This window comes from Patulibacter sp. SYSU D01012, from assembly GCF_017916475.1.
Lineage (GTDB): Bacteria > Actinomycetota > Thermoleophilia > Solirubrobacterales > Solirubrobacteraceae > Patulibacter.
Genome location: NZ_JAFMTB010000002.1, coordinates 1177259 through 1200869, shown reverse-complemented (window position 1 = coordinate 1200869; position 23611 = coordinate 1177259). Strand labels below are relative to the sequence as shown.

Sequence of the window (23611 nt, the reverse complement as noted above, 5' to 3'; positions counted from 1 at the left end):
CCCGTGAAGAAGACGCACCTGCTCTCCGTGGCTGCCGTGTCCGCGGTCGCGGCAGGCATCGCCACCGTTCCCGCCAGCGCGCAGACCGTCGTCTGCCCGCCGGGCACCACCAACCCGGCGTACTGCACCGTCGTGCCGGCTGAGCGCGACATTCCCGTGCCGCCCACGGGCGGAGAGGTGACCGTCGTCGCGGACACGCCCACGGTCATCACCGGCGGCGGCTCCGACACCGTCGTACGGGTGACCGGGGGCAGCGCGCCCGTCACGGTCAACCTGACGGGCGGCAACAACGTCGTCGACGTGGCCGGCACCACCGGGCCGGTGCAGGTCACGCTCGGTGGCGGCGACAACGCCGTCAAGCTCGGCGCGGGCACGGCGAAGGTGGTCACCGGCAACGGCGACAACACCATCACCGGCACGCCCGCCGCGGCCGACATCTCCACCGGCAGCGGCCGCGACAAGATCACGCTCGGCGCCGGCAGCCACACGATCAACACCGGGTCGGCCAACGACACGATCACCGTCGGCCTGGGCGGCTCGGTGGTCAACGGCGGCGACGGCACCGACCGCATCACGTACGGCGCCGGTGGCGCCTCGACCCGCGCGGCGTCCAGCACGCGCGCCACCCTGCGCGGCGGCAACGGCAACGACACGATCACGGCGCTCCGTGGCACGGCCACCCTGAAGGGCGGCGACGGCAACGACGTGCTGAAGACGGGCGCCGGCTCCGGCCACCGCATCTACGGCGACGCCGGCAAGGACGTCATCACCGTCGGCAAGGGCGGCGCGTCCGTCTGGGCCGGCGCCGGCAACGACCGCGTCAACGCGCGCAACGGCAAGAAGGACACCGTCCGCGGCGGCGGCGGCCTGGACCGCATCACGGCGGACAAGAAGGACACGCTCTCGCAGTTCGAGAAGATCACCCGCCGCTAGCGACACCCCGCGCCCGCAGGGCGCACCGGTCTGAACGCCCCGCACCTGCGGGGCGTTCGCCGTTCCGGGGGCGGGCTCGCAGTGCCCAGGCGCAGTCGACGCCGCCCGATGCATGCACCTTGCTGGCGTGCAGCGTCCAGGACGGCGCGCCGGCGTCTGGACGTTCGGTCGAGAAGGCGGAAGGCCCCGTCAGGACGACCCGAGACGCCCCGTATCGGTCGGGTGAAGAGGCGCGCACGGTCGCCTCCCGCCTCAGGATCCCGCATGCTCCGCACCCGCCCGTCCGTCCTCCTACCCGCCGCCGCGCTCGTCGCCGCCGCAGCCGCCGCGGCCCCGGCCGACGCCGCCGTCGTCTGCCCGCCCGGCACCACCAACCCCGCCTACTGCCAGGTCGTGCCGGACCAGCCGCCGGCCCCGCCGACCTCGCGCGACGTGCCGCTGCCGCCGACGGGCGGCACCACCACGGTCACCGCCGCCGTGCCCACCACGGTGACCGTTCCGGCGGGCAGCACGCAGACGCTCGTCATCGCCGGCGGCACCGCCCCGGTGACCATCACGGGCGCCACGGCGAAGCTCGACGTCACCCAGACGGGCAGCGCGCCCGTCACCGTGCGCTTCACCGACCTGGGCGGCAGCACGCTGAAGCTCGGCGACGGCGACAACACCGTCGCCATCGGCGGGGGCACCGCCGGCGGCACCAGCCGCGTGACGTTCGGCGACGGCGACAACGACTTCCGCGTGACCTACGGCGCCGCCAGCCGCGCCGCACACGCCAAGAAGGCGAAGTACACGGCCTACGTCGTGCGGGCCGGCAAGGGCGCCGACATGCTGCGCGCCGGCCGCGGCGCCGACCGCCTGTACGGCGGGGGCGGCAACGACAAGCTGTGGGGCGGCGCGGGCCGCAGCAGCCTGTACGGCGAGGCTGGCAACGATCGCCTGTACGCCGGCACCGCGCCGACGGCGATGAACGGCGGCAAGGGCGACGACCGCTTCTCGGCCCGCAACGGCCAGGTCGACCGCATCGTCGGCGGCGGCGGGAAGAAGGACGTGGCGACGGTGGACCGCCGGGACAAGGTCTCCGGCGTCCGGACGGTCAAGCGCGGACGCTAGCCGCGTGCGCCGGTGCGCCGGCTCCGGGTGCCGCCCCGGGCCGGCGCGCTACCGCGGCAGCCGCTCGTAGCTCGACACGAGCGGGTACGCGCTCACGCTCGAGCGGACGACGACGCGGTAGCGGGCGGGGCCCTTGCGCCCGCCGGTGGCGTCGGGCACGGTCATCGTGCTGACGCCCCGCTTGGCGCACCGCGGGTACGCGCGCACGAGCTGCGTGCCGTACGACGCCTTGCGCCGGACCTCGATCGTCACGGGCGCGGCCCGCCGCATCGTCAGGCGCACCTTCCAGCCCCGCTTCCCGCGCGCGATCGTGCGGATGTCGTACAGCGGGCTCATGCCCTTCTTCGACCCGCCGGCGCCCTCGCACTGCGACAGGTCGACGCCCGACCCGCCCGACCCGCCGGCCGACGACCCGCCCGACGACGTGCCCCGCGTCCGGACCACCCGGCGGCAGTCCCCGCCGACGACGTCGAACGCGTCGGCCCGCACGGTGCCGGCGTAGCCGCGCTCGCACGTGATCCGCTCGGGGCAGCCGTCGTCGGCCTGCAGCTGGCCGCGACCGCCGTGCAGCCGTACCGCCACGGGGATCCACGCGCAGACGCCGCTGCCGCCCTTCGCCTTCGTGTTGAACATGACGAGCGACTCCTCGCCGGCCGTCGCCGCGTCGATGACGAGGGCGCGGAAGCGGCGCATGTCGCAACGCCACGACGCGTACGGGTCGCCCGTCCCGACGCACCCGTCGGGGGCGGCGACGAGCGGCGCCTTGTGGTCGACGAGCCACACGCACGGCACCTTCGCCCCGGCGAACGGTCCGCTCGCCGTCGGATCGGCGGCGCAGCGCAGGTGGGGCAGGACGTTGATCGAGTCGCTCGACCCGTTCAGCGTCCAGTGCAGCGTGCCGTCGGGGTCCAGCCCGAGGGGTGCGGTGGGCGACGAGGCGCCGGCCGGCGCGGCCTGGGTGGCCAGCAGACCGGCGAGAAGAGCGAGCAGCGCGACGGCGCGGCGAACGAGCACCCGGACACCGTAGGCCCCGGCGCGGCGTCGCGCGCCACCCTCGACCGACGTTCGGGTGCCGGCGTGCCGACGTGCCGTCTCTGCGGCGTCTCTGCGACGAAGCGGCGGAGGACTCGTGCCGGCACGGTGGCGGGGCCGCCGCGCCCCGCAGCCGTCGATCGGTGTTGCGTCCCACGCAACACCGACCGAGCGCTCCGGGGACGGACCGTCGGACGGGTCCCCGCGGGGTTCGGCCCCGGGTGGACGCCGCACGTGCGGTCCCGCCACAGCGTCGGCCCCGGCGGCGCCGTGCGACCGTGGTGTTGCTCCACCCGCGGCGGGGTACAAGCGCGACATGTCACACGACGGGGGTGCAGCATGAGCAGCTCGGTGCAGACCGGGACGATCAAGACGGACGTCGCGGCGCGGCTCGACCGGCTGCCGTGGTCGCGCTGGCACTGGATGATCGTCATCGGCCTGGGGACCGTCTGGATCCTGGACGGGCTCGAGGTCACCCTCGTCGGCAACGTCGGCGGGCGCATCGCCGAGGACGGCAGCGGCCTGGACATCAGCGCGGCGCAGATCACCGGCCTGGCGGCGTCGCTCTACGTCGCCGGTGCGTGCCTGGGTGCGCTGTTCTTCGGACGCCTCACCGACCTGTACGGGCGGAAGAAGCTGTTCATGGTCACCCTGATCGTGTACCTGGCGGGCACCGCGCTCACGGCCGTCTCGATGAACCCGCTGTGGTTCTTCGCCTGCCGCTTCCTGACCGGGTTCGGCATCGGCGGCGAGTACGCGGCGATCAACTCCGCGATCGACGAGCTGATCCCCAGCCGCGTGCGCGGCCGGGTGGACCTGATCATCAACGGGTCGTTCTGGCTCGGGGCCGTCGGCGGGTCGCTGCTGTCGATCGTGATGCTCGACGAGGCGATCTTCGCCAAGGACGTCGGCTGGCGCATCGCCTTCGCGCTCGGCGTGGCGCTCGGCTTCGTCGTCCTGCTCGTCCGCCGCCACGTGCCCGAGAGCCCGCGCTGGCTGTTCATCCACGGCCGCGAGGACGAGGCGAACGCGCTCATCGACGACATCGAGCGCCAGGTCGAGGAGTCGACGGGCCAGAAGCTCGAGCCGGTGGACAGCACGATCACGATCCGCCAGCGCAAGGCGATCGGCTTCGGCGAGATCGCCAAGGCGCTCGTCAAGCTCTACCCCAAGCGCACGATCCTGGGCTTCTCGCTCTTCGTCGGCCAGGCGTTCCTCTACAACGCCATCACCTTCGGTTACGCGACGATCCTCATCGAGTTCTTCGACGTGAAGAGCGGCCACACGGGCTACTACTACGCCGTCATCGCGCTGGGCAACTTCTTCGGACCCGTGCTTCTGGGCGGGCTGTTCGACACGATCGGGCGGCGCGTGATGATCTCGGGCACGTACCTGGCGTCCGGCGTCCTGCTGCTCGTCACCGCGTACCTGTTCAAGCAGGACGTGCTGTCGGCGACGACGATGACGCTCTGCTGGTGCGTCGTGCTGTTCTTCGCCTCGACCGGCGCGAGCTCGGCGTACCTGACGGTGTCCGAGGTCTTCCCGATGGAGACCCGGGCCATGGCGATCGCGTTCTTCTACGCCATCGGCACCGCCGTCGGCGGCATCACCGGCCCGCAGGTGTTCTCGCGCCTCGTCGAGAGCGGCGAGACGTCGCAGGTGGCGCTGGCGTTCGCCATCGGAGCGGTCCTGATGATCGCCGCCGGCATCGTCGCGATCTTCTTCGCGGTGAAGGCCGAGCGGCAGAGCCTGGAGAACATCGCCAAGCCGCTGACGGCCGAGGAGGCCGACGACGGCGGCAGCACGGCGCCCGCCGGCGCCCGGGCCGCCACGGCCTGAGCGTCGCCGGCGCCGCGGCCACGCCCGGGGCCGGGGTCGTGCCCCGGCTCGTGCCGCGGCATGCGGCCGAGCCCGGGCCGCCCGGCGCGCCCGCCGCGGCGCGCCCGGGCCGCTCCGCCGTTCGTCCGCGGCGCGGTCGGTCGTCCGTCCGGCGCCGCGCCGCGGGGCGGGGCCACGCGGCGGCCGCGGCGGCCGCGCCCGTCGGACGAACGTCCTCGGCCGGCCGGGGTCATCACGAAACGCGATCGCCCATCCGGCGCGTCCGGCATGATGCAGCCGATGGCCTCTTCCACCGACACCAAGCTCGGGCTCGACCCGTCGCTGCCCAAGCGCATCGAGAAGCCGTGGGGCCACGAGGTGTGGTTCGCCCACACCGAGCGCTACGCGGGCAAGATCATCACGGTCAAGGCGGGGCACCGCCTGTCGCTGCAGTACCACGACGCCAAGGACGAGACGTCGCACCTGGTGTCGGGTCGCATGCGGCTGTGGCAGGGGCCCAGCCGCGACGAGCTCGTCGAGACGGTCATCGAGCCCGGGGCGACGTGGCGGAACACCGCCGGCACGGTGCACACGGTGGAGGCGATCGAGGACGCCACGTTCTTCGAGGTCTCGACGCCCGAGCTGGACGACGTCGTGCGCCTGGAGGACCAGTACGGCCGCGAGGGCACCTCGCAGCCGTAAGGCCCTGCTTCCGCCGGGGCGGACGCCCGAACGCATACGGCGAACGCGCTTCCGGCGGCGCGTCGTCGCCGCCCGGGGCCTATCGTCCCCGGAGATGCGACGCGCTGCCTCGGATCGGCCGGACATCCGTCCGGCCCGCTCAACGCGCGCGCTCCACGGCCGACGAGCCGGGGCATGACCACCGTCCTGCTCGCGCTCGGCGCCTGGCTGCTGCTCGACATCGTCCTCGTCGGTGGCTACCTGCTGTGGCGCGCCTGGGCGGTCCGTCGCCGGGCGCAGGCCGCGCCGGTCCGCCCGGTGCTGCGGCTGGTCCGCGAGGACGACGTCGCGGCGCCGGCGGGCAGCGCCGACGTGCGCCGCGCCGTCGACCTGGACCGCGCCGGCTGACGCGGCTCAGCGCCGGAAGCCGAAGCGGCGCTTCGCGCGGCGCGCCGTGAACGCCGGGCGCTCCGGCGGCGGGTCCCCGGCGAGCAGCGCCGTCGGCACCGCGTCGGTCAGCCAGCCGGCGAGCGCCTCGTAGCCCGCCGCGACCACCGGCCCGTCCAGGCCCGGCGCGCGGCCGACGGCGTCGTGGCTGTCCGAGCTGGCCACGTGCACCCACCCCAGCTCGACGTAGCGCCGCGCCGCGGCCTCGACCGTCCGCCCGAACGCGCCGGTCAGCGCCGACGCGGTCACCTGCCCCAGGCAGCCGCCGCGCACCAGGCGCCCGAGCAGCTCGGGGTCGCCGTGGAACCCGGCGCAGCGCTCGGGGTGCGCGAGCAGCACGCGGACGCCGCGCCCCTGGACCATCCCGATCATCCCCTCCAGGCCGGGAGCGTCGACCGCGATCGGCGCCTCGAGCAGCAGCCAGCGGCCGCCCGCCAGGGTCAGCGCGGCCAGCTCCTCGCGGGTCAGGTCGACCGCGCGCGTGAGGGCCACCTCGGCGCCGGGCAGCACGGTCAGCGGGATGCCCTCCTCCCTCAGCGCGTCCCCGAGCGCGTCGACGGCGTGCGCGATCTCGTCGGCGGTGGTGCGGTAGTCCCAGGAGACGTGGGGCGTCGCCACGACGGTTCGCACGCCGCGCGCCACGTGCTCCCGCGCCATGGCCAGGCTGCCCTCCAGGTCGTCCGGGCCGTCGTCGACGCCCGGGAGGATGTGGCAGTGCAGGTCGATCACGGCCCCCGCATCATGGCGGACGGCCCGGGCGCCTCGGAAGCCGTGGCGCGCCGACGCCGATGCGTACTGTGACGCGCCGCACACAGGCGATACCGAACTGATCCCCGGCCGATCCGGCGCCGACGCGCGGGGGCGGGAGAGTGACGCCCATGTTGAGCGTCCTGATCGTGCTCGTCGCGCTGTGGCTGAGCTTCAACTCCCTCTTCCTGGCGGCCGCCGTGCTGTCGAGTCGGCGCATGGAGCGCGAGGCCGCCGCCGACCGCCCGGTCGACGTCGTCCCGGTCCTGCCGCTCCCGGCCCTCTAGCCCGCCGGACCGCGATCACGCGGCGCCGCCCGCGGCTGATCTACCGTTCGTTCCATGTCCATCACGCAGCAGGTCCAGGCCGACATCACGTCCGCCATGAAGGCCGGCGACAAGCAGCGCGTCGCCGCCCTGCGCCTCGTCCTCTCCGAGCTGCAGAAGGACGAGAAGGAGGGCAAGGGCGATGCCGTCGCCGTCCTCCGCCGCGAGCGCAAGCGCCGCGAGGAGTCCGCGGCCACGTACGAGGAGAACGGCCGCCCCGAGCTGGCCGGGCCCGAGCGCTACGAGGCGGAGCTGCTGGCGTCGTACCTGCCCGCCGAGCTCTCCGACGACGAGCTCGCCGGCCTGGTCCGCGACGCCATCGCCCAGACCGGCGCGTCGTCGCCGAAGGACCTGGGCCGCGTGATGCCCGTCGTGCTCGCCGCCGCCGGCGGCCGCGCCGACGGGGGGCGCGTGTCCGCCCTCGTCCGGGAGGCGCTCGCCTGAGCCCATCCCGCCGCGAGGCGTCGGCCGTCCGTCCGTCGCCGCGCGATCGCGCGCAGGCGCCGCGCCGCGCCGCCGATCATCCCTGCAGGCCCCGGCCGTCCCTCCGGCCGGGGAACCCCCACGGAGCCGCATGTCCGCCATGGCCTTCATTCCCTCACCCTCCGCGCGCCTGCGCCGCCAGGCCGACGCCGATCACGGCGACGGCCGGTGGGGCCGCGCCGAGTTCCTCTCCGGCGTCGACCGCCACGCCGCGCGTGGCGAGTCCGGCGTGCTCGTGGTGATCGACCTCGACCGCGACGACGCGCTGCCGGGCTGCGGCTCCGGCGTGCCGCCGCGTCTGGGCCTGATCGTGGAGCGCGCCCTGCGCGGGCACGTCCGGGCCGCGGACGTCGTCGCCCGTCTCGACGCCAGCCGCTTCGCCGTCCTGCGCACGCAGGTGGCCGGCGAGGAGGCGACGGGCGTCGCGCGCGCCGTCGTCCACGCCGTCGAGAGCGCCCTCATCGGCAAGGAGGAGGGCCTGGGCATGCGCGTCACCGCCGGCCTCTCCGCCGTCGGCCGGCGCGACGAGCCCGCCCACGCCCGCCTGGCCGCGGTCACGACCGCGATGCTGCGGGCGAAGCTGCTGAGCGACGAGCGCGTCGTCGTCGCCGTCGACGCCCGCCCGGCGCCGATACCGGGCTGATCCCGCGACGGGCGTGGGCCGATACCGACGGCATCCAGCATCGGTGGGGCCGCGTAGAGAGCACCAGCGCGGCTCCGACCCGCACCGCCATGACCGAGACGTCCTCCGCCCCGCCGAGCCCCGAGCACCCGCTGCCGCGCGTCCTGCCGCGCCGGGTGCCCAACCCGGACCCCACGCTCGACGGGTCCGCGGCGCTGCTGTTCGACCACGCGCCCGTCGGGATGTCGGTCCGGGATGCGGACGGCTACCTGCTGTACGCGAACCCGGCGCTCGCGCGGGCGCTCGGCCTGGGCCGGACCGAGCTCGAGCGGCTGCACGTCGTCGAGATCACCCATCCCGACGACATCGCCGAGGACACCGCGCTGTTCACCCGGCTGCGCGCGGGCGAGATCCCGCGCTACTCGATCGTCAAGCGCTGCGTCACCGGCACCGGGGCGACCATCCCGGTGCTGCTGACCGTCGCGCCGTGGACGGCGGCCTCGGACGGCCGTCCGCGCTTCCTGGCGGTGCTCCAGAGCCTGTCGCACCTGCGGGGCTTCCGCGGCGCGGACAGCCTGGGCTTCGTCGACGAGGCCGCGTGGCCGTGGGAGGCGCCGGCGTTCCACGAGGCGCTGCACCGGCAGCTGCTGCGCTCGCAGGGGCGCGGCGAGCGGGCGGCGATCATCGTCGTCGACCTCGACCCCCGCGAGGGCGCGGGCGAGCCGCCGCTGGCGCAGGGCGCCAACCTGAGCGCCGCGGTCCGCGCGGCGGTGTCGGCGACGGACGTGGTGGCGCGTCTGGACGAGAGCCGGTTCGCGATCATCCGCCCGCACGTCGACCTGGCGGGGGCGGAGGCCGACGCCGCGGCGCTCGTGCAGGCGCTGCAGGTCGCGTCGGACGCGACCCCCGGCCGCGTGCCGCTGGCGATCACGGCGGGCATCGCGCCGCTCACGGCGGCGTGGGTGTCGCCGCAGGCGCTGCTGGCGTACGTGTCCATGAAGATGCTGCAGGCCAAGCGGCAGACCGACGCCAACGTCGTCGTCGACGTCGGCGTCCCGGACGTCGCGGCGTAGGCGGGGCGCGGGGGCGGCGTGCGCCGCGGCTACCCTTCGCGGCATGTTCCCGCGCGAGGTCCACGCCGCCGGCGGCGTCATCGTCCGCGACGGCACCGTCGCCGTCGTCCACCGCCCGTACCGCCAGGACTGGTCGCTGCCGAAGGGCAAGCTCGACCCGGGGGAGACGTTCGAGGACGCCGCCCTGCGCGAGATCCGCGAGGAGACCGGTCTGCAGGTCACCCTGGGCGACGAGCTCACCGAGGTCCGCTACCGCGACCACAAGGACCGGCCGAAGCTCGTCCGCTACTGGCTGATGACCGTCGCCGGCGGCGCGTTCGCCGCCAACGACGAGGTCGACGAGCTGCGCTGGCTGGCCCCCGACGACGCGGTCGCGCTGCTGACCTATCCGGCGGACCACGGCCTGGTGCGCGAGGCGGCCGCGCGCACGGGGATCGCGTAGCCGCGGGCGACGCGGCCGCCGGCGCGGCCGCGCGGGCGGGAGCGCCCGCCGGCGGGGTCGTGGCCGCCTAGCGGCGGCGCCGGGCGAGCCAGTCGGCGATCCGCAGGGCGAGCGGGCGGTGCGGGCGCGCCCAGCGCGGCGGGCGCCGGCCGACGAGGCCGTGCGCGTGGGCGAACGCCCAGTCGGGCACGCCCTCGCGGCCGAGGATCGTCACCGCGCTGTAGCCGTGCTCGCCGCGCCGCTCGTCCGCCATGAGGACGACGAGCAGCCAGCGGCCGATCTGCACGAAGAGGTCGGCGTCGTTCTTCGACGCCGCCCACCGCGGGCGGTCGTGGACGATCCGGCCGTCGGAGCGCACGAGGTCGGTCAGGACGCGCTCGAGCTCGTCCCGGGGGCGGACCGGCACGCCGCCGCGCTCGCAGAAGCGCTCGAGCGCGTGGTCGGTCCAGCCGATGCGGGCGCGGCGGGTGTCGACGGCCGGCGCGGACGCGCGCCCGCGCCCGCGCCGTGGGCTTCGGGGGCCGCGCGCGGGGCGCGGGGCGACGGCGCTCACTCCGCGTCGGGCGACCGGCGCGCCTCGGCGCGGGCGGCGGCGTCCTCGGCGGCCTCGAGCTGGTCCTCGCGCGCGCGGGCGGACGCCTCGCGCATCTCGAAGACGTCCGAGGCGAACGAGCCGACCTCGCGGGCCACGTCGCGGACGGCGCCCGTCACGATCGCGGCGATCCGGCCGACGTGCGTGGCGCCGGACTCGACGGCCTCCTGCACGAGGTCCTTGCGCGACTCGAGGGGTCCGGGCATGGGGCGGAGCGTAGTGGCTGGCGGTCGGGGGCGCGAGGGGAGGGCGCGGGCCTGCGGCGGCGGCCGCAGGGCCGCGCGGCCTCAGACGCCCGCCGCCCGGGCGGCCTTCAGGCCGCCGGCGACGGCGCCGCGGACGGCCCCGACGACGATGCGGCCCAGGCGGCTCGTGCGCGGGCTCTCCAGGTACTCGTCCAGCTCGTCCTCGGTCGGCACGGCGAGCGTGGCGATCTTGCGGAAGACCGTGAACAGCTGGTGGGGGAGCGGGCCCTCGTGGTAGTCCAGCCCGTAGCGCTCGCAGGCCTCGCGCACCTCGACCGAGATCTCGGCGTAGCGGTGCGCGGGGATGTCGGGGAACAGGTGGTGCTCGATCTGGAAGCTCAGGTTGCCCGACATGATGTGGAAGAGCGGGCCGCCGGTCAGGTTGGCCGAGCCCAGCAGCTGGCGCACGTACCAGCCGCCGCGGGTCTCGCCGGCGGTCTCCTCCTCGGTGAACTCCTCGACGCCGTCGGGGAAGTGGCCGCAGAAGATGATGGAGAACGTCCACAGGTTGCGGACGACGTTCGCCGTGACGTTGCCGGCGAGCACCACGGGGAAGAACGGGCCGGCCAGCGCCGGGAAGAGCAGGTAGTCCTTCTTGACCTGGCCCTTGACCTTGCCCCAGATCGCGCGCAGCATCGGCAGCCGCTCGCGCAGGTCCCAGGTGCCGTCGCGCAGCCCCTCGGTCTCCAGGTCGTGCAGCGCCACGCCGTACTCGAACAGGAGCGCCAGCAGCGTCGCGTAGACCGGGTTGCCCAGGAAGTAGGGCTCCCACGGCTGGTCGGCGCTCATCCGCAGGATGCCGTAGCCGACGTCGCGGTCCTTGCCCACGATGTTCGTGTGGGTGTGGTGCATGTAGTTGTGGCTGTGGCGCCACTGGTCCGCCGGGCAGGCGGTGTCCCACTCGAAGGTGCGGCCGTTGAGCTCCTCGTCCTGCATCCAGTCGTACTGGCCGTGCATGACGTTGTGGCCGATCTCCATGTTGTCGAGGATCTTCGACACGGAGAGGGCCGCGACGCCGCCGAGCCACAGCGGCGGGATGAACCCCAGCTCGAGCATGACTCGGCCCGCGATCTCCAGCCGGCGCTGCGCCGCGATGATCTTGCGGATGTAGGTCGCGTCCCGCTCGCCGAGGTCGTCGACGTGCTTCTTGCGGATGGCCTCCATCTCGCGCCCGAACGCGTCGAGCATGTCCTGGCTCATGTGCGGCACCGCGCGCAGCGGGCCGGGCGTGGAGGACGGGTCGCGGCGCGCCCGCTCGGCGCGCGTCGCGTCGTCGGCGGCGCCGGCGAACTCGGTGTCCGGCGCCTTCGGCGAGAGCGGCTTGTCGGACTTGGGGACGGCCTTCGTGTCGTCGTCGGGGGTCGTGGCGATGGTGCTCATGGTGGGCTCCTCGGGTCGAGGCGGTGGGGAAGCGGGGCGGCGGTGAGGCCGAAACGGGGGGCGGCGGAGGCCGGAAGCAGGGCGGCGTGGAGGCCGGGGGCGGGGCGGAGTGGAGGGGCGGAGGCGGGGCGGAGTGGAGGGGCGGAGGCGGGGCGGAGTGGAGGGGCGGGTCAGACGTCGACGGTCACGTCGCCGACGGGGGCCGAGACGCAGATGCGGATCTCGTCGCCGGGCGCGCCGTGGATCTCGCCGTCGAGGGTGTTGCGCACGCGGCCGTGCTCCAGGCGGCAGGCGCAGGTCATGCAGATGCCCATGCGGCAGCCGTGCTTGGGGGACAGGCCGGCGGCCTCGGCCTGCTCGAGCAGCGTGTCTCCGGTCGCGTCGACGGTGGTGCCGGCGCGCGCGAACGTGACCGCGCCGAGCTGGTCGGGGTCGAGCTCGGGCAGCTCGGGCGGGGCGAAGTGCTCGAACTTCAGCGGCGTGCGCAGGTCCAGCTCGCGCCAGGCGGTGCGCACGGCCTCGACGAGGGCGCCAGGCCCGCAGACGAAGGCGGCGGCGTCCTCGTCGACGGGCAGGGCGCGGCGCAGGTGCTCCTCGCCCAGCCGCCCGGTCAGCTCGCCGTCGCCGCTGCGGGTGTAGCACCGCAGCAGCGTCACGTTCGGGTGCCGCTCGGCGATGCGGTGCAGGTCGCCGGCGTACAGCAGGTCCTCGGGCGAGCGGGCGTAGTGCAGGAACGTGATCTCGCCCGTGTGCCCCTCGTCCGTGAGCGTGCGCAGCATCGAGAGGACGGGCGTGATGCCGCTGCCGCCGCTGATCAGGGCGATGCGGCGCGGCCGGACGTCCGGCAGCACGAAGTCCTCGCCCTGCGGCCGCGACAGCCCGACGACCATGCCCGGGCGGGCGTGGGCCTTCAGGTGGCGCGACACGACGCCCTCAGGGTGGGTGCGCACCGTCAGCTCGACGGTGCGCGTGCGCACGTCGGCCGAGCCGGACGGCGAGTACGAGCGGCGATGCCGTCGCCCGTCGACGTCGACGGCCAGCTCGACGTGCTGCCCGGCGCGGAACCCGGGCCAGGTGACCGTGGGACGCAGCGTCAGCGTCACGCTGTCCGGCGTCTGGTGGCGCACGTCGACGATCTCGGCCCGGATCTTCCGCACGGCCCAGTCGGGCCGCAGCAGCTCCAGGTAGTGGTCGACGTCGTGGGGGCCGGCGAGCGCGTCGGCGACGCGGCTGCCGAGCAGGCGCTCGGCCAGGCGGCCGGTGGACGGGGTGGCGATGGGGGTCGACATGGTCGTCGGGGCTCGATCGAGTGGCGTTGACGGGAAGGCGAGCGACGGCGGATCGGTCGGTCGGTGGCGCGAGGGGGAGGGACGGCGGAGCGGCGGAAGGCGTGCGGTGCGGCGGGCGGTGCTGGCGGGGACCGGGATGGCGGACCGATGGGGCGGCAATCGGCGGTGCGGCGGCGGTTCGCAGGGCGACAGGCGTCGGGTGGCGACGCCCCGACCGTTGACGCGGGGCCGCCGGTGCGACACGGTGGTCGCACGCCCTCGCGATCGCCACCGTCCGTCCGGACCCCGGCGCTGGATGAGTGAACGACTGTGCACAAACGTAGGACGACCGCGCGTCGAGGTCAAGTGATCCGTACCCTCGGGGCTGTGCGGTTCGACACACGTTCGTCGCGCACACTCCACGGCTGACCATGGACACCGCCAGCGACCTACCGGCTCCCGACGCCGACGCCACCCCGCTGACCCGGCAGGAGCGCAAGGCGCGCACGCGTCAGGCGCTTCTCGGTGCCGCGCTGAAGCACCTCGAGCACCGCAGCTTCGGCGCGATCAGCCTGCGCGAGGTCACGAAGGAAGCGGGCGTCACGCCGACCGCGTTCTACCGGCACTTCGAGAGCATGGAGGAGCTCGGCCTCGTCCTCGTCGACGAGTCGTTCGCCGAGCTGCGGGTCATGCTTCGCGGCGGCCGGGCCGAGGTCTTCGGCCGGCCGGGCGCCGACATCCGCGTCTCCGCCGACATCCTGATCCGCCACGTCGAGCAGCACCTGCCGCTCTACCGGTTCATCGCCCGCGAGCGCTCGGGCGGCGTGGCCAGCCTGCGCGCAGCCATCCGCCGCGAGATCAACGCCTTCTCGAACGAGCTCGTCGAGGATCTGCGCGGCTATCCGATCCTCCAGGATCTCGACACCCCGGCGCTGGACATGATCGCCAGCCTGATGGTCTCCGTCATGGTCGCGACCGTCGAGCGTCTCCTCGACGCCCCGCCCGGCTCCGAGGACGAGATCCGCCGTCGCACCGAGGACCAGATGCGCCTCATCGTCCTGGGCGCGATCCAGTGGGACCGGGCCTGACCGCGTAGGTCGGGGCCGCCGCCCTCACGTCGCGCCCGCCGCCGTCGGACTGCGTCCGCCGCCCAGCGCGAACGCCTCCGCGCCAGCATCGCGGTGGTCGATCCACTCGTCGTCCTCATCGACCGGACGGGCCAGGTAGGCGGCGATGTGAGCCTCCAGCGAGCGCGGAGGCGATACCTGCCACCGAGCCTCGCGCACCAGCCGCTCGACGACGTTCCGCGCAGCGGAGGCGTGCGCCCCGCGCCACGTGCCGCGGATCATGACGGCGTGCTCGTCGGTGCGGTTCGGGGCGATGCGCCGGACGTGGCCCCGCCCGCCCTCGGTGCGTGGCGTCCCGGGCGGCCGTGCGCCCCGCCGGCACGCGCCCGCGCCGATGGCCACGTCGAGCCGGTGATGCTCGACGTCCAGGTACGCCGCCGGCCAGCTCGTGCGGCGCAGGGCGACGGTCCACCCCGGCCGTGTCCGCCGCAGCTCGTCCACCAGCGCCCGCACGGTCGCGGTCACGTCGCCGACGACGGCGACCCGGACGGTCCCGGCCCCTCCGTCGGCCACCTCACGCGCGCGGCGCCCGGCCGCCCGGTGCGCGTCGCGCAGCGCACGCAGCACGCTGAACACCGCCTCGCCCTGGGGCGTCGCCGACACGAACCGTCGCGTGCGCCGGAAGAGCCGCACCCCCAGGAGCGCCTCGGCCCGCTGCACTCGCCGGGTCACCGTCGACGGGTGGACGCCGAGCCGCCGGGCCACCGCGCGCATGTTCTGCTCGTCCGCGACCTCGAGCACCGTGGTCACCTGTTTCGCGTCGAGCATGGAGACGACGGTAGGAGTGGAGCGGAGGGCGCGGACCAGTGGCGGCGAACCGGCGACGAACCGGCACGCATCCGTCGCTCTTCGCCGCTGATCGGGCACGTCGCGTCGGCTCGGCGCGCCGCCCGACGGCACCGCTGGCGCCGGTCCGAGGGGAGCAGCGTCGGGAGGAGCTTGGACCATCGGTCCGCTGCGGCCGAGGGGGGAGTAGTCGGGTCCGTCGGCCGGAGCGCTCGGTCTGTACTGCGCCGGGCGCAACACAGACGGATGGGTCTGGGAGATGGGGGTCGACAGGGTTACCCGCCTTCGGTGCACCGCGCGGTGGCTCAGGGTGGTCGGTTGCCGGGGTGCCGCTCCGTAGCCGCCCCCGATGAGGGGCGGGGCCGCGCCTGCCATGCTCGTCGGGTCACCGAACCCCTGGAGGCACCAGATGGCTGTCGTGAAGATCAACGCGATCGAGGTCGACCCCGCTCGCGGTCCCGAGCTGGAGGAGCGCTTCGCCAAGCGCGCGTCCGAGGTCGAGAAGATGCCGGGCTTCCTCGGCTTCGAGCTGCTTCGGCCCACCGAGAACGAGACGCGGTACTTCGTCTACACCCGTTGGGAGAGCGAGGAGGCCTTCCAGGCGTGGGTGAAGAGCGAGGCCTTCCAGCGCGGCCACGCGCACGCCTCGGCCGATCGCGGCGCCGCGAAGCCGGTCGCCCACGGGTCCAGCGTGCTCGGCTTCGACGTGGTCATCTCGGTCGACGCCGCCGCGTCGGCCACCACGGCCTGACGTTCCCTCAGGCGTCGGTGGAGGCTCCGCCGGCGCCGTTTCTTCCTGCTCCTCGCCGATTGCGGCGCCCTCGGCGGACGTTCGCGCCGCTGGCACCCTCTAGCGGCCTCGCGGGCCACTCGAGGCGGATCGAGGGGCCGGAGCGCGGTCGGTGAGGGCGGTGGGGCTCCGAGCGACGGCGCCATCCTCGGTCGACGCCGAAGCCGAGGCGGCTCCGGGCATAACCGAAGAACCCTCAGGCTCTCGTCGAGCGTAGTCGAGGGCCGTTCGCCGCTCGGAAGGGCCGCTCCGCTAGGTCGCAGCTCCGCGTCCTGGTGAGCTCGGCTTCCCGGCGTGCTTGGCCGCCGGTGTGGTCGTCCCTCCTGGGGTTCCGGGTCAGTTCAGGCCGGGGTAGGCGCCGCGGCTGAAGACCATCGGGTGATCGCTGCGGGTGACGCCCAGGTCGATGACCTGGCCCACCACGAGCGTGTGGTCGCCGAGCTCGATCTCGCGCTCCAGCTCGCAGTCGATCCAGGCGACGATGCCATCGAGGACGGGGGCGCCGGAATAGGGAGCGGCCGTCGTCGGCAGGTCGGCGAAGCGGTCAGCGCCCCGCCGCGCGAAGCGCCGCGCCAGCTCGTCCTGACCCTGCGCCAAGACGTTCACGCAGAATCGGCCGGCGTCGCGGATGCGCGGCCACGTCGACGACGTGCGCGCCGGGTAGAAGCCGACGAGCTGCGGCTCGAGCGAGATCGACGTGAACGAGCCGACAGCCATGCCGGCGGGGCCGTCGGGGGCCTGCGCGGTGACGACCACGACGCTCGTCGGGACGTGCGAGAGGACGTGCCGGAAGTGGTCCGGATCGCCGTGGGGGGCGGTGCGTGCGGGGCTCGTGCTCATGGGTGCGTCCTCCGCCGGGAACGGGTGCCGCGAGTCTAGCCCGCGGCCGGGGGAAGCCCGGTGGCGCCGGGGGTCCGCGCCGGGGCCTGTGCGTCTGCGCGCCGCCCATGCGGCCGTGCCCAGCCTCGTGTGCCCGCGCGGCGTCCTCTGCGTCCGCGCGGCGTCCCATGCGCCCCCCCCCCGGCGCCCCATGCGTCCCCCGGCCCCCCATGCGTCCTCCGGCGCCCGTGCGTCCCCCGGCGCCCCATGCGTCCGCCCCGCGCCCCGCGGAGCCTCGCTGCGACCCGGGCTATCCCCGCGTCTTGGCGGGGTCCCGGTCGCCCTCCTGGACCGGCGGTCGGCCGTGGCGCGTGGGCCGTCTTTGGAAACACGGCCCGGCACCAGGGGCGTTCCCCTGGTCCTTCGCGGAGATGCGCCGGTTCACGGTGTAAATAAACGAGTATCGTGTGCTGGTGGACACGCAACGCCAGACCGCGTAGCTTGCTCCCGTTCGTAGGCGCAGTACCCCCAGAGGAGAGAGCCCAGTGCGTCGCATCACCGTTCCACGCAGCAGGCAGAGAGGCGGCCCCTCACGCCGCACCGCCGTCCGGGCGCTCGGCGTCGGGCTCGGCCTGCTCGTGCCCCTCGCCGGTGCCACCGCGGCCCAGGCGTACGAGATCGAGAACTTCTCGGCCAACATCGTCAAGGCCGACGGGACGACCTTCGAGAGCCAGGCCGGTGGTCACCCGTACCAGGGGATCATCGACTTCAACACGAAGAAGACGGCCAACGGCAACAACGACGCCTACACGCGTCGCATCCGCGTCGACACCCCGCCCGGCCTGGTGCCGAACCCGGAGTCGGTGCCGAAGTGCGAACAGGAGCAGCTCGAGGCGAACAGCTGCCCGCCGGCGAGCCAGATCGGCACGACCGTCCTGCGGCTGAGCAAGCTGCTGGCCGGCGGCGCGGCCGGGACCCCGGCCAACCCGTTCGGCCTGCCGCTCGGCACGCGCGGCGACCTGCGGCTGACCGTGGGCCTGTTCAACATGGAGCCGCGCGAGGGTGAGCTCGCCCGCTTCTCGTTCAACCCGACCCAGCCCGGCGGCCAGTCGACGGGCGAGATCGTCGACGTCGTCGGCGGCATGCGGCCGGACGACAACGGCCTCTTCTTCACGATCAACAACGTCCCGCGGCCGACGACGACCGACGGCGGGGCGGCGGTGCTCACCGGCAGCACCCTGACCTTCTGGGGCGCGCCCGGCTCGAGCGCCCACGACGCCGTCCGTGGCGCGGCGGCGCTGCAGCTCCTGAGCCTCAACGGCGCGGATCCGGTGCCCGGCGGCATCTCGACCGCCCTGGGTCAGGCGGGCAACCCGCAGCCGTTCCTGGGCCGCCGCCTGCCGACGGGCGCCTCCGGGATCACCCGCACCGACGCGGCCTTCCTCAACTCCCCGACGTCGTGCAGCGGCCCGCAGAAGGCGACGCTGACCCTCGACTCCTACGCCGCGAGCGAGTCGTACCCGCCCTACCCGCCCGCGGGTGAGGGCCAGACGCGCACGGCCGACTACACGGTCGGCGCCGACACGAACGGCCTCCAGGGCTGCGACCAGGTGCCGTTCTCGCAGACGACGAGCTTCGGCGAGAGCGCCCTGCAGCGCGACGCGCCGGTGCCGCTGGCCGTCCAGCTCGACGTGCCGCAGTCCGACTCGATGGACACGCTGGCCACCGCGCACGTCAAGAAGGTCGCCGTCGCCCTGCCCGCCGGCATGACGATCAGCCCGTCGGCCGCCAATGGCCTCGAGGCCTGCACGGACGAGCAGTTCGGCAAGGGCACCGACCGGGCCATCTCCTGCCCGGCCGCCTCGCGCATCGGCAACGTGAAGATCACGACGCCGGTCCTCGACGCGCCGCTGGACGGCCACGTCTACGTCGGCCAGCCGCTGCCCGGCAACCGCTACCGCCTGTTCGTCAACGCGGACGGCCACGGCATCTCGATCCGCCTGAAGGGCACCGTCACGCCGAACGAGAACGACGGCCGCGTGGTCGCCGTGTTCGACGACAACCCGCAGCTGCCGTTCTCGCAGTTCCGCCTGGACTTCGACGGCGGCTCGAAGGCCATCATCGCCAGCCCCCAGACGTGCGTGCCGACGGTCGGCTCCGGCGAGCTCTCCCCGTGGAGCGGCAACGCGTCCGCGGTCTCCCGCGCGTCGGTGCAGGTGACGGGCTGCGACGGCTTCGGCTTCGCGCCGGCCTTCAACGCCGTCTCGACGAACCCGCTCTCGGGCAAGTACGCGCCGCTCAACGTCGGCTTCGCCCGCCCGGACGGCCAGCAGTTCCTCAGCCGCATCGAGGCGAAGATGCCCGTCGGCGTGACCGCCAAGGTCAAGGGCGTCCCGCAGTGCTCCGACGCCCAGATCACGGCGCAGGCGTGCCCCGAGTCCACGCGCATCGGCACGGTTGCTGTCAAGGCCGGCCCCGGTGCGTCGCCGTACGCCCTGACCGGCGCGGTGTACTTCACGGGCGGCTACGCGGGCGCCCCGTACGGCGCGGTCGCGATCATCCACGCCGTCGCCGGTCCGTACGACCTCGGCAACGTCGTGGTCCGTCAGGCCCTGTACATCGATCCGGACACGGCGCAGATCACGCTGCGCAGCGACCCGCTCCCGCAGGTCGTCGGTGGCATCCAGCTGCGCCTGCGCGAGCTGGCGATCTCGGTCGACCGCAAGGACTTCCTCCGCAACCCGACCTCGTGCGGGACGGCGATGATCCACAGCGCGCTCGGCTCGGCCAACGGCGCCGGCTCGACGCCGAACGCCGGCCTGGTGTTCACCGGCTGCGACAAGCTCCCGTTCAACCCGCGGGTCTCGGTCCAGCTGCAGAACAAGAAGTCGCTGAAGAAGTTCGACTACCAGCGCGTGCTCGTGCGCGTGAAGCAGTTCGAGTCCGAGGCCGGCATCAAGTCGACGTCGGTCACGATGCCGACGGCGATCGCCCTGGCGGCGAAGAACGCCAGCGCGCTCTGCACCCCGGAGCAGGCCCGCGCCGACAAGTGCCCGAAGGGCTCGATCGTCGGCTTCGCGAAGGCGACCACCACGATCCTCAACCGCCAGGTGCAGGGTCCGGTCTACTTCGTCGAGGGTCGTCGCACGACGGCGGACGGCCGTGAGGTCCCGACGCTGCCGAACCTCTACGTGCCGCTGCGCGGCGAGGTGACGATCAAGCTGCGCGCCACCACCGACGTGAAGAACAAGAAGCTCGTGACGACGTTCGGGGCGATCCCCGACGCGCCGATCACCGAGTTCGCGCTCTCCATCAACGGCGGCAAGCACGGCATCCTCCAGGCCACGCGCGACATCTGCTCCGCGAAGGGCCTGAAGGCGCAGGCGAAGTTCGGCGGCTACAACGGCAAGGCCGTGACGAAGTCGGCCGCCATGAAGCGCAGCTGCGGCGGCAAGAAGAAGCGCTGACCGCGCTCCGGCCGGGGCCCGCGCCCCGGCCGCCCGCAGCACCACGGAACCCCGGCCGACGCCGGGGTTCCGTGCGTTCGGGGCACGGCCGTCCTCGCCGCGGTCCTCGCGCGGCCCGGTCGCGGCCCTCGCGACACTCGCGCCGCCCTCGCGGCCCCCGCGGCCCGGTCGGGACCGACGCGGAAGCGACGTCGTGGTCCGGAGGTGGCGCGGCGTCCTACCCGCGGTCGCGATCCGGTGCACGACCGTCACGTTCCCGGTGGACACCGGCGTGTCGAGCGCGTAGCCTCCTCGCGTCGCCCGCATCCCCGGCGGGCGCGGGAGAGGAGAGACAGCATGGGAGCCATGTCCGTCCGCGGCGCGCGCCGCGGATCACATCAGTCGCTGCGCCGGCTGCTCGTCGGGGCCACGCTGCTGGCCGCGCCGCTGACGGCCGCCGCGCTCGCGCCGGCCGCGCACGCCTACGACATCACCGACTTCAAGGCGGGGGTGCTCACGGAGGACGACAACGACGAGGCGTACTTCCAGCAGGCCGGCGGCCGCCCGCCGTTCGGCATCACCGACTTCACGTTCGCCACGGACGGCAACGGCGAGCCGATCGGCAACACGAAGGACATCCGCGTCGACATCCCGCAGGGGCTGGTGCCGAACCCGCGGGCGTTCCCGACCTGCAGCGACGCGCAGCTCGAGGACGAGGACTGTCCGGTCGAGTCGCAGATCGGGGTGCAGCGGCTGACCATCCGCGGCACGATCCCCCTGCTCGTGATCGGAGGGACGCGGCGAACGGTCGACGTTCTGGTGCCGCTCTACAACATGGAGCGGAAGCCGGGACAGGTCGCCCGGTTCGCGTTCAATCCCGCTCAGGCGCCGGGCTCCGGTCAGCTGTCCACCTACGACGGCAACCGGGCCGACCTGTCGCCGATCGAGATCATCGGAGGCGTCCGTCCGTCGGACAACGGACTGTTCTTCACCATCCCGAAGGTGCCGATCAACCCGGCGCTCGTCCGCTCACGCCTCATCTTCTGGGGCGTCCCGGGCGCTGCTCGGCACGACCCGCTTCGCACCCGGAGGGAGACCGACGTGCGCGGGACAGGCCTCGACGGCTTCATCGCCCCGCCCGAGGGCGGCAACCGCTCCGTCGCCGACAAGACCACGGCGTTCCTCTCCAACCCGACCTCGTGCGCCGGGCGCCAGACGTCCACCATGCACTCCAACTCGTACGACGGGGACGGGCGAGACGCGAGCTACACCACGCCCGTCGGCGCCGAGGGCTGCGACCAGATCCCGTTCGACCCGACGGTGACGGTCACGCCGGGCACCGTCGACCGCGACAGCCCGACCGGCCTGACGGTCGGCATCCAGGTGCCGCAGTCCCAGGACGCCGGCACGCTCGCCACCGCCCACGCGCGCCGCATCCAGGTGACGTTGCCCCAGGGCTTCGGCATCAGCCCGTCCGCCGCGAAGGGCCTGGAGACCTGCGCCGACGGCGCCTTCGGCAAGGGCACCGACAACCCGATCTCGTGCCCGCCCGGGTCGAAGGTCGGCACGGTGTCGATCCGCACCCCGGTGCTCGACCAGGAGCTGACGGGCGACGTGTACCTGGGCGAGCAGCGCCCCGGTGACCGCTACCGCCTGTTCGTCGCGGCGTCGGCGCCGGGCGTCACGATCCGGCTGGCCGGCTCGGTCAAGCCCGACCCGCAGACGGGGCAGCTGACGACCGTCTTCGAGGACAACCCGCAGCTGCCGTTCTCCGACCTGGAGCTGCGGTTCGACGGCGGACCCCGCGCGGTCATCGCGTCGCCGATCACCTGCGAGGGCGGCAGCCTGACGTCGTCCATGGACCCGTGGTCCGGCCGCGCGGCCGCCACGCCGTCGACCGGCGTCGGCGTGCAGGGCTGCGGCGACCACTTCGGCTTCGAGCCCACGTTCGGGGCCGCGACCGGCTCGGCGAAGGCCGGCGCGTTCACGCCGCTGGCCGTCGGCTTCCAGCGCAAGGACGGCGACCAGACGATGAGCGGCATCCGCGTCGACCTGCCGCAAGGCATGACGGCGAAGATCAAGGGCGTGCCGCGCTGCGCCGCCGCCCAGATCGCGGCGCAGGCCTGCCCCGAGTCCTCGCGCATCGGCACGGCCTCGGTGCTGTCCGGCCCCGGCCCCGAGCCGTACCCGCTCGCCGGCCCGGTGTACCTGACGAACGGGTACGCCGGCGCGCCGTTCGGCATGGTCACGATCATCCGCGCGGTCGCGGGCCCCTACGACCTCGGCAACGTCGTGGTCCGCCAGGCGCTGAACATCAACCCCGTCGACGGCCACGTGACCGTCACGAGCGACCCGCTGCCGCAGATCATCGAGGGCGTCGTGCTGCGCATGCGCAGCCTGCGGCTCGACATGAACCGCAAGGGCTTCACCCGCAACCCGACCTCGTGCGGCCCGGCCCGCCTGGGGGCGACCGTCACGTCGCTCGGCGGGATCGCGGCCGGCCGCACGGCGGACGTCGGCATCGGCGACTGCGCCGCGCAGGAGTTCGAGCCGAGCATCCAGATGGCGTTCGGCAAGCGCTCCGAGATGGGCAAGTTCAAGCACCCGTCGGTCGAGGCCACGGTCACGCAGGAGGACGGCGAGGCCGGCATCAAGGGCACCACGGTCGTGCTGCCCAAGGCCGTCGCGCTGGCGGCGTCGAACGCCGGCGGCCTGTGCGAGCCGGCCGCGGCCGACGCGGACAAGTGCCCGAAGAACACGATCGTCGGCTCGGCCTCGGTCACCACGACGGTGCTCGAGAAGCCGCTGAAGGGCCCGGTCTACTTCGTCAAGGGCTTCCGCAACGCCGGCGGCCGCCTGGTGCCGACGCTGCCGAAGCTCTACATCCCGCTCCGCGGCGAGGCGACGATCTACCTGCGGGCCGACACGGCGGTGGAGAACAACCGCCTCGTCACGACGTTCCCCGCGATCCCCGACCAGCCGGTCTCGACCTTCAAGCTGAAGATCAACGGCGGCAAGAAGGGCATCATCGCGGCGACCCGCGACCTGTGCACGGCGCGGGGCCTGAAGGCCGACGCGCGGTTCTCGAGCTACGGCGGCAAGACCTCGAAGGAGGCGCCCGAGATCGCGACGGCCTGCGGCAAGAGCCCGAACCTGTCGGTCGTGCGCGTGCGCCGCGGCGGCGGCCGCCTGACGGTGCAGGGCAAGATCGCGAAGGCCGCGAAGGGCCGCGTCAGCGTGACGGTGCAGTGCAAGAAGACGACGGTCGAGTCGAAGCCCGTCCGCCCGCGGAAGGGCCGCTGGACGGCCCGGCTGAAGGCGCCGAAGGCCTGCCGCTCCGCGGCCCGCGTGTCGGTGACGGCCACGTCGAAGGCCAAGGGCAAGTACGCCTCCGACCGTCACGCGCGCAAGCTGAAGGTGCAGCGGGCGCGATGACGCACCGGC

General features: G+C 74.1%; 22 protein-coding genes. 14 read left to right on the top strand and 8 right to left on the bottom strand.

Going from position 1 to position 23611, the window contains the following annotated elements:
- Window positions 1-3 precede the first annotated feature (3 nt).
- Together J3P29_RS20850 and J3P29_RS15055 are read left to right on the top strand one after the other, a co-directional pair.
- Entirely contained in the window at window positions 4-933 is a 930-nt protein-coding gene (locus J3P29_RS20850; RefSeq protein WP_210494597.1) for a calcium-binding protein, read from the top strand.
- 264 nt (window positions 934-1197) lie between these two features.
- The gene (locus tag J3P29_RS15055) at window positions 1198-2043 is read left to right on the top strand and encodes a calcium-binding protein (protein WP_210494595.1); all 846 of its coding nucleotides are present in this window, start codon (window positions 1198-1200) and stop codon (window positions 2041-2043) included.
- A gap of 48 nt (window positions 2044-2091) precedes the next feature.
- On the opposite strand, the gene J3P29_RS15050 is transcribed toward J3P29_RS15055, so the two are convergent.
- A complete protein-coding gene (locus J3P29_RS15050) occupies window positions 2092-3057 on the bottom strand; it encodes a hypothetical protein (protein WP_210494592.1) in 966 nt (321 codons plus the stop codon).
- A 357-nt stretch (window positions 3058-3414) separates the two neighbouring features.
- Here J3P29_RS15050 and J3P29_RS15045 point away from each other — a divergent pair, with 357 nt between their 5' ends.
- From J3P29_RS15045 to J3P29_RS15035, 3 genes are all read left to right on the top strand, one after another.
- Window positions 3415-4914 (top strand): MFS transporter, encoded by a 1500-nt coding sequence (locus J3P29_RS15045; RefSeq protein ID WP_210494590.1) that lies wholly within the window; start codon window positions 3415-3417, stop codon window positions 4912-4914.
- A 279-nt stretch (window positions 4915-5193) separates the two neighbouring features.
- Window positions 5194-5595: a cupin gene (locus J3P29_RS15040; RefSeq protein WP_210494588.1), complete on the top strand. Its 402-nt coding sequence runs from the start codon at window positions 5194-5196 to the stop codon at window positions 5593-5595.
- Window positions 5596-5769: 174 nt separating this feature from the next.
- Window positions 5770-5982, top strand: a complete 213-nt coding sequence (locus J3P29_RS15035) for a hypothetical protein (RefSeq protein ID WP_210494586.1) — start codon at window positions 5770-5772, stop codon at window positions 5980-5982.
- A gap of 6 nt (window positions 5983-5988) precedes the next feature.
- On the opposite strand, the gene J3P29_RS15030 is transcribed toward J3P29_RS15035, so the two are convergent.
- Window positions 5989-6750 (bottom strand): CpsB/CapC family capsule biosynthesis tyrosine phosphatase, encoded by a 762-nt coding sequence (locus J3P29_RS15030; RefSeq protein WP_210494584.1) that lies wholly within the window; start codon window positions 6748-6750, stop codon window positions 5989-5991.
- Window positions 6751-6899: 149 nt separating this feature from the next.
- Here J3P29_RS15030 and J3P29_RS15025 point away from each other — a divergent pair, with 149 nt between their 5' ends.
- The 5 genes from J3P29_RS15025 to J3P29_RS15005 all read left to right on the top strand — a co-directional run bounded on the left by J3P29_RS15025 (window position 6900) and on the right by J3P29_RS15005 (window position 9714).
- Window positions 6900-7055 carry a hypothetical protein gene (locus J3P29_RS15025; RefSeq protein WP_210494582.1) on the top strand — a complete coding sequence of 52 codons (156 nt, stop codon included), beginning with the start codon at window positions 6900-6902 and terminating at the stop codon, window positions 7053-7055.
- A 54-nt stretch (window positions 7056-7109) separates the two neighbouring features.
- On the top strand, window positions 7110-7538 hold the full coding sequence (locus J3P29_RS15020) for a GatB/YqeY domain-containing protein (protein ID WP_210494580.1): 429 nt from the start codon (window positions 7110-7112) through the stop codon (window positions 7536-7538).
- 139 nt (window positions 7539-7677) lie between these two features.
- Entirely contained in the window at window positions 7678-8220 is a 543-nt protein-coding gene (locus J3P29_RS15015) for a diguanylate cyclase (RefSeq protein WP_210494578.1), read from the top strand.
- 89 nt (window positions 8221-8309) lie between these two features.
- Window positions 8310-9272, top strand: a complete 963-nt coding sequence (locus J3P29_RS15010; protein ID WP_210494567.1) for a PAS domain S-box protein — start codon at window positions 8310-8312, stop codon at window positions 9270-9272.
- A gap of 43 nt (window positions 9273-9315) precedes the next feature.
- Window positions 9316-9714: an NUDIX hydrolase gene (locus J3P29_RS15005; protein WP_210494565.1), complete on the top strand. Its 399-nt coding sequence runs from the start codon at window positions 9316-9318 to the stop codon at window positions 9712-9714.
- A gap of 67 nt (window positions 9715-9781) precedes the next feature.
- Here J3P29_RS15005 and J3P29_RS15000 read toward each other — a convergent pair whose 3' ends face one another.
- The 4 genes from J3P29_RS15000 to J3P29_RS14985 all read right to left on the bottom strand — a co-directional run bounded on the left by J3P29_RS15000 (window position 9782) and on the right by J3P29_RS14985 (window position 13220).
- Window positions 9782-10267, bottom strand: a complete 486-nt coding sequence (locus J3P29_RS15000) for a hypothetical protein (protein ID WP_210494563.1) — start codon at window positions 10265-10267, stop codon at window positions 9782-9784.
- Window positions 10264-10512 carry a hypothetical protein gene (locus J3P29_RS14995; RefSeq protein ID WP_210494561.1) on the bottom strand — a complete coding sequence of 83 codons (249 nt, stop codon included), beginning with the start codon at window positions 10510-10512 and terminating at the stop codon, window positions 10264-10266. The genes J3P29_RS15000 and J3P29_RS14995 overlap by 4 nt, the downstream gene beginning before the upstream one ends.
- Window positions 10513-10593: 81 nt before the next feature.
- Entirely contained in the window at window positions 10594-11751 is a 1158-nt protein-coding gene (locus J3P29_RS14990) for an acyl-CoA desaturase (protein WP_349239873.1), read from the bottom strand.
- A 350-nt stretch (window positions 11752-12101) separates the two neighbouring features.
- Entirely contained in the window at window positions 12102-13220 is a 1119-nt protein-coding gene (locus tag J3P29_RS14985) for a ferredoxin reductase (protein ID WP_210494550.1), read from the bottom strand.
- A gap of 410 nt (window positions 13221-13630) precedes the next feature.
- On the opposite strand from J3P29_RS14985, the gene J3P29_RS14980 reads away from it, so the two are divergent.
- Window positions 13631-14287: a TetR family transcriptional regulator gene (locus J3P29_RS14980; protein ID WP_210494548.1), complete on the top strand. Its 657-nt coding sequence runs from the start codon at window positions 13631-13633 to the stop codon at window positions 14285-14287.
- A gap of 24 nt (window positions 14288-14311) precedes the next feature.
- Here the strand turns inward: J3P29_RS14980 and J3P29_RS14975 are convergent, their stop codons facing one another.
- Window positions 14312-15094 carry a LysR family transcriptional regulator gene (locus J3P29_RS14975; RefSeq protein ID WP_210494546.1) on the bottom strand — a complete coding sequence of 261 codons (783 nt, stop codon included), beginning with the start codon at window positions 15092-15094 and terminating at the stop codon, window positions 14312-14314.
- A 427-nt stretch (window positions 15095-15521) separates the two neighbouring features.
- Here J3P29_RS14975 and J3P29_RS14970 point away from each other — a divergent pair, with 427 nt between their 5' ends.
- Window positions 15522-15863, top strand: a complete 342-nt coding sequence (locus J3P29_RS14970; protein WP_210494545.1) for an antibiotic biosynthesis monooxygenase — start codon at window positions 15522-15524, stop codon at window positions 15861-15863.
- A 375-nt stretch (window positions 15864-16238) separates the two neighbouring features.
- Here J3P29_RS14970 and J3P29_RS14965 read toward each other — a convergent pair whose 3' ends face one another.
- On the bottom strand, window positions 16239-16742 hold the full coding sequence (locus J3P29_RS14965) for a flavin reductase family protein (RefSeq protein WP_210494543.1): 504 nt from the start codon (window positions 16740-16742) through the stop codon (window positions 16239-16241).
- 524 nt (window positions 16743-17266) lie between these two features.
- On the opposite strand from J3P29_RS14965, the gene J3P29_RS14960 reads away from it, so the two are divergent.
- Both J3P29_RS14960 and J3P29_RS14955 read left to right on the top strand, forming a co-directional pair.
- Window positions 17267-20188, top strand: a complete 2922-nt coding sequence (locus tag J3P29_RS14960; protein ID WP_349239857.1) for a hypothetical protein — start codon at window positions 17267-17269, stop codon at window positions 20186-20188.
- Between the two features lie 336 nt (window positions 20189-20524).
- Window positions 20525-23602: a hypothetical protein gene (locus tag J3P29_RS14955; RefSeq protein ID WP_210494541.1), complete on the top strand. Its 3078-nt coding sequence runs from the start codon at window positions 20525-20527 to the stop codon at window positions 23600-23602.
- The last annotated feature ends 9 nt before the right edge of the window (window positions 23603-23611 follow it).

Bases quoted from the DNA above. Each gene is read 5' to 3' on its own strand.
- J3P29_RS15055 (WP_210494595.1), top strand. From the start codon at position 1,198: ATGCTCCGCACCCGCCCGTCCGTCCTCCTACCCGCCGCCGCGCTCGTC.
- J3P29_RS15045 (WP_210494590.1), top strand. From the start codon at position 3,415: ATGAGCAGCTCGGTGCAGACCGGGACGATCAAGACGGACGTCGCGGCG.
- J3P29_RS15040 (WP_210494588.1), top strand. From the start codon at position 5,194: ATGGCCTCTTCCACCGACACCAAGCTCGGGCTCGACCCGTCGCTGCCC.
- J3P29_RS15035 (WP_210494586.1), top strand. From the start codon at position 5,770: ATGACCACCGTCCTGCTCGCGCTCGGCGCCTGGCTGCTGCTCGACATC.
- J3P29_RS15025 (WP_210494582.1), top strand. From the start codon at position 6,900: ATGTTGAGCGTCCTGATCGTGCTCGTCGCGCTGTGGCTGAGCTTCAAC.
- J3P29_RS15020 (WP_210494580.1), top strand. From the start codon at position 7,110: ATGTCCATCACGCAGCAGGTCCAGGCCGACATCACGTCCGCCATGAAG.
- J3P29_RS15015 (WP_210494578.1), top strand. From the start codon at position 7,678: ATGGCCTTCATTCCCTCACCCTCCGCGCGCCTGCGCCGCCAGGCCGAC.
- J3P29_RS15010 (WP_210494567.1), top strand. From the start codon at position 8,310: ATGACCGAGACGTCCTCCGCCCCGCCGAGCCCCGAGCACCCGCTGCCG.
- J3P29_RS15005 (WP_210494565.1), top strand. From the start codon at position 9,316: ATGTTCCCGCGCGAGGTCCACGCCGCCGGCGGCGTCATCGTCCGCGAC.
- J3P29_RS14995 (WP_210494561.1), bottom strand. From the start codon at position 10,512: ATGCCCGGACCCCTCGAGTCGCGCAAGGACCTCGTGCAGGAGGCCGTC.
- J3P29_RS14990 (WP_349239873.1), bottom strand. From the start codon at position 11,751: ATGAGCCAGGACATGCTCGACGCGTTCGGGCGCGAGATGGAGGCCATC.
- J3P29_RS14985 (WP_210494550.1), bottom strand. From the start codon at position 13,220: ATGTCGACCCCCATCGCCACCCCGTCCACCGGCCGCCTGGCCGAGCGC.
- J3P29_RS14980 (WP_210494548.1), top strand. From the start codon at position 13,631: ATGGACACCGCCAGCGACCTACCGGCTCCCGACGCCGACGCCACCCCG.
- J3P29_RS14975 (WP_210494546.1), bottom strand. From the start codon at position 15,094: ATGCTCGACGCGAAACAGGTGACCACGGTGCTCGAGGTCGCGGACGAG.
- J3P29_RS14970 (WP_210494545.1), top strand. From the start codon at position 15,522: ATGGCTGTCGTGAAGATCAACGCGATCGAGGTCGACCCCGCTCGCGGT.
- J3P29_RS14965 (WP_210494543.1), bottom strand. From the start codon at position 16,742: ATGAGCACGAGCCCCGCACGCACCGCCCCCCACGGCGATCCGGACCAC.
- J3P29_RS14955 (WP_210494541.1), top strand. From the start codon at position 20,525: ATGGGAGCCATGTCCGTCCGCGGCGCGCGCCGCGGATCACATCAGTCG.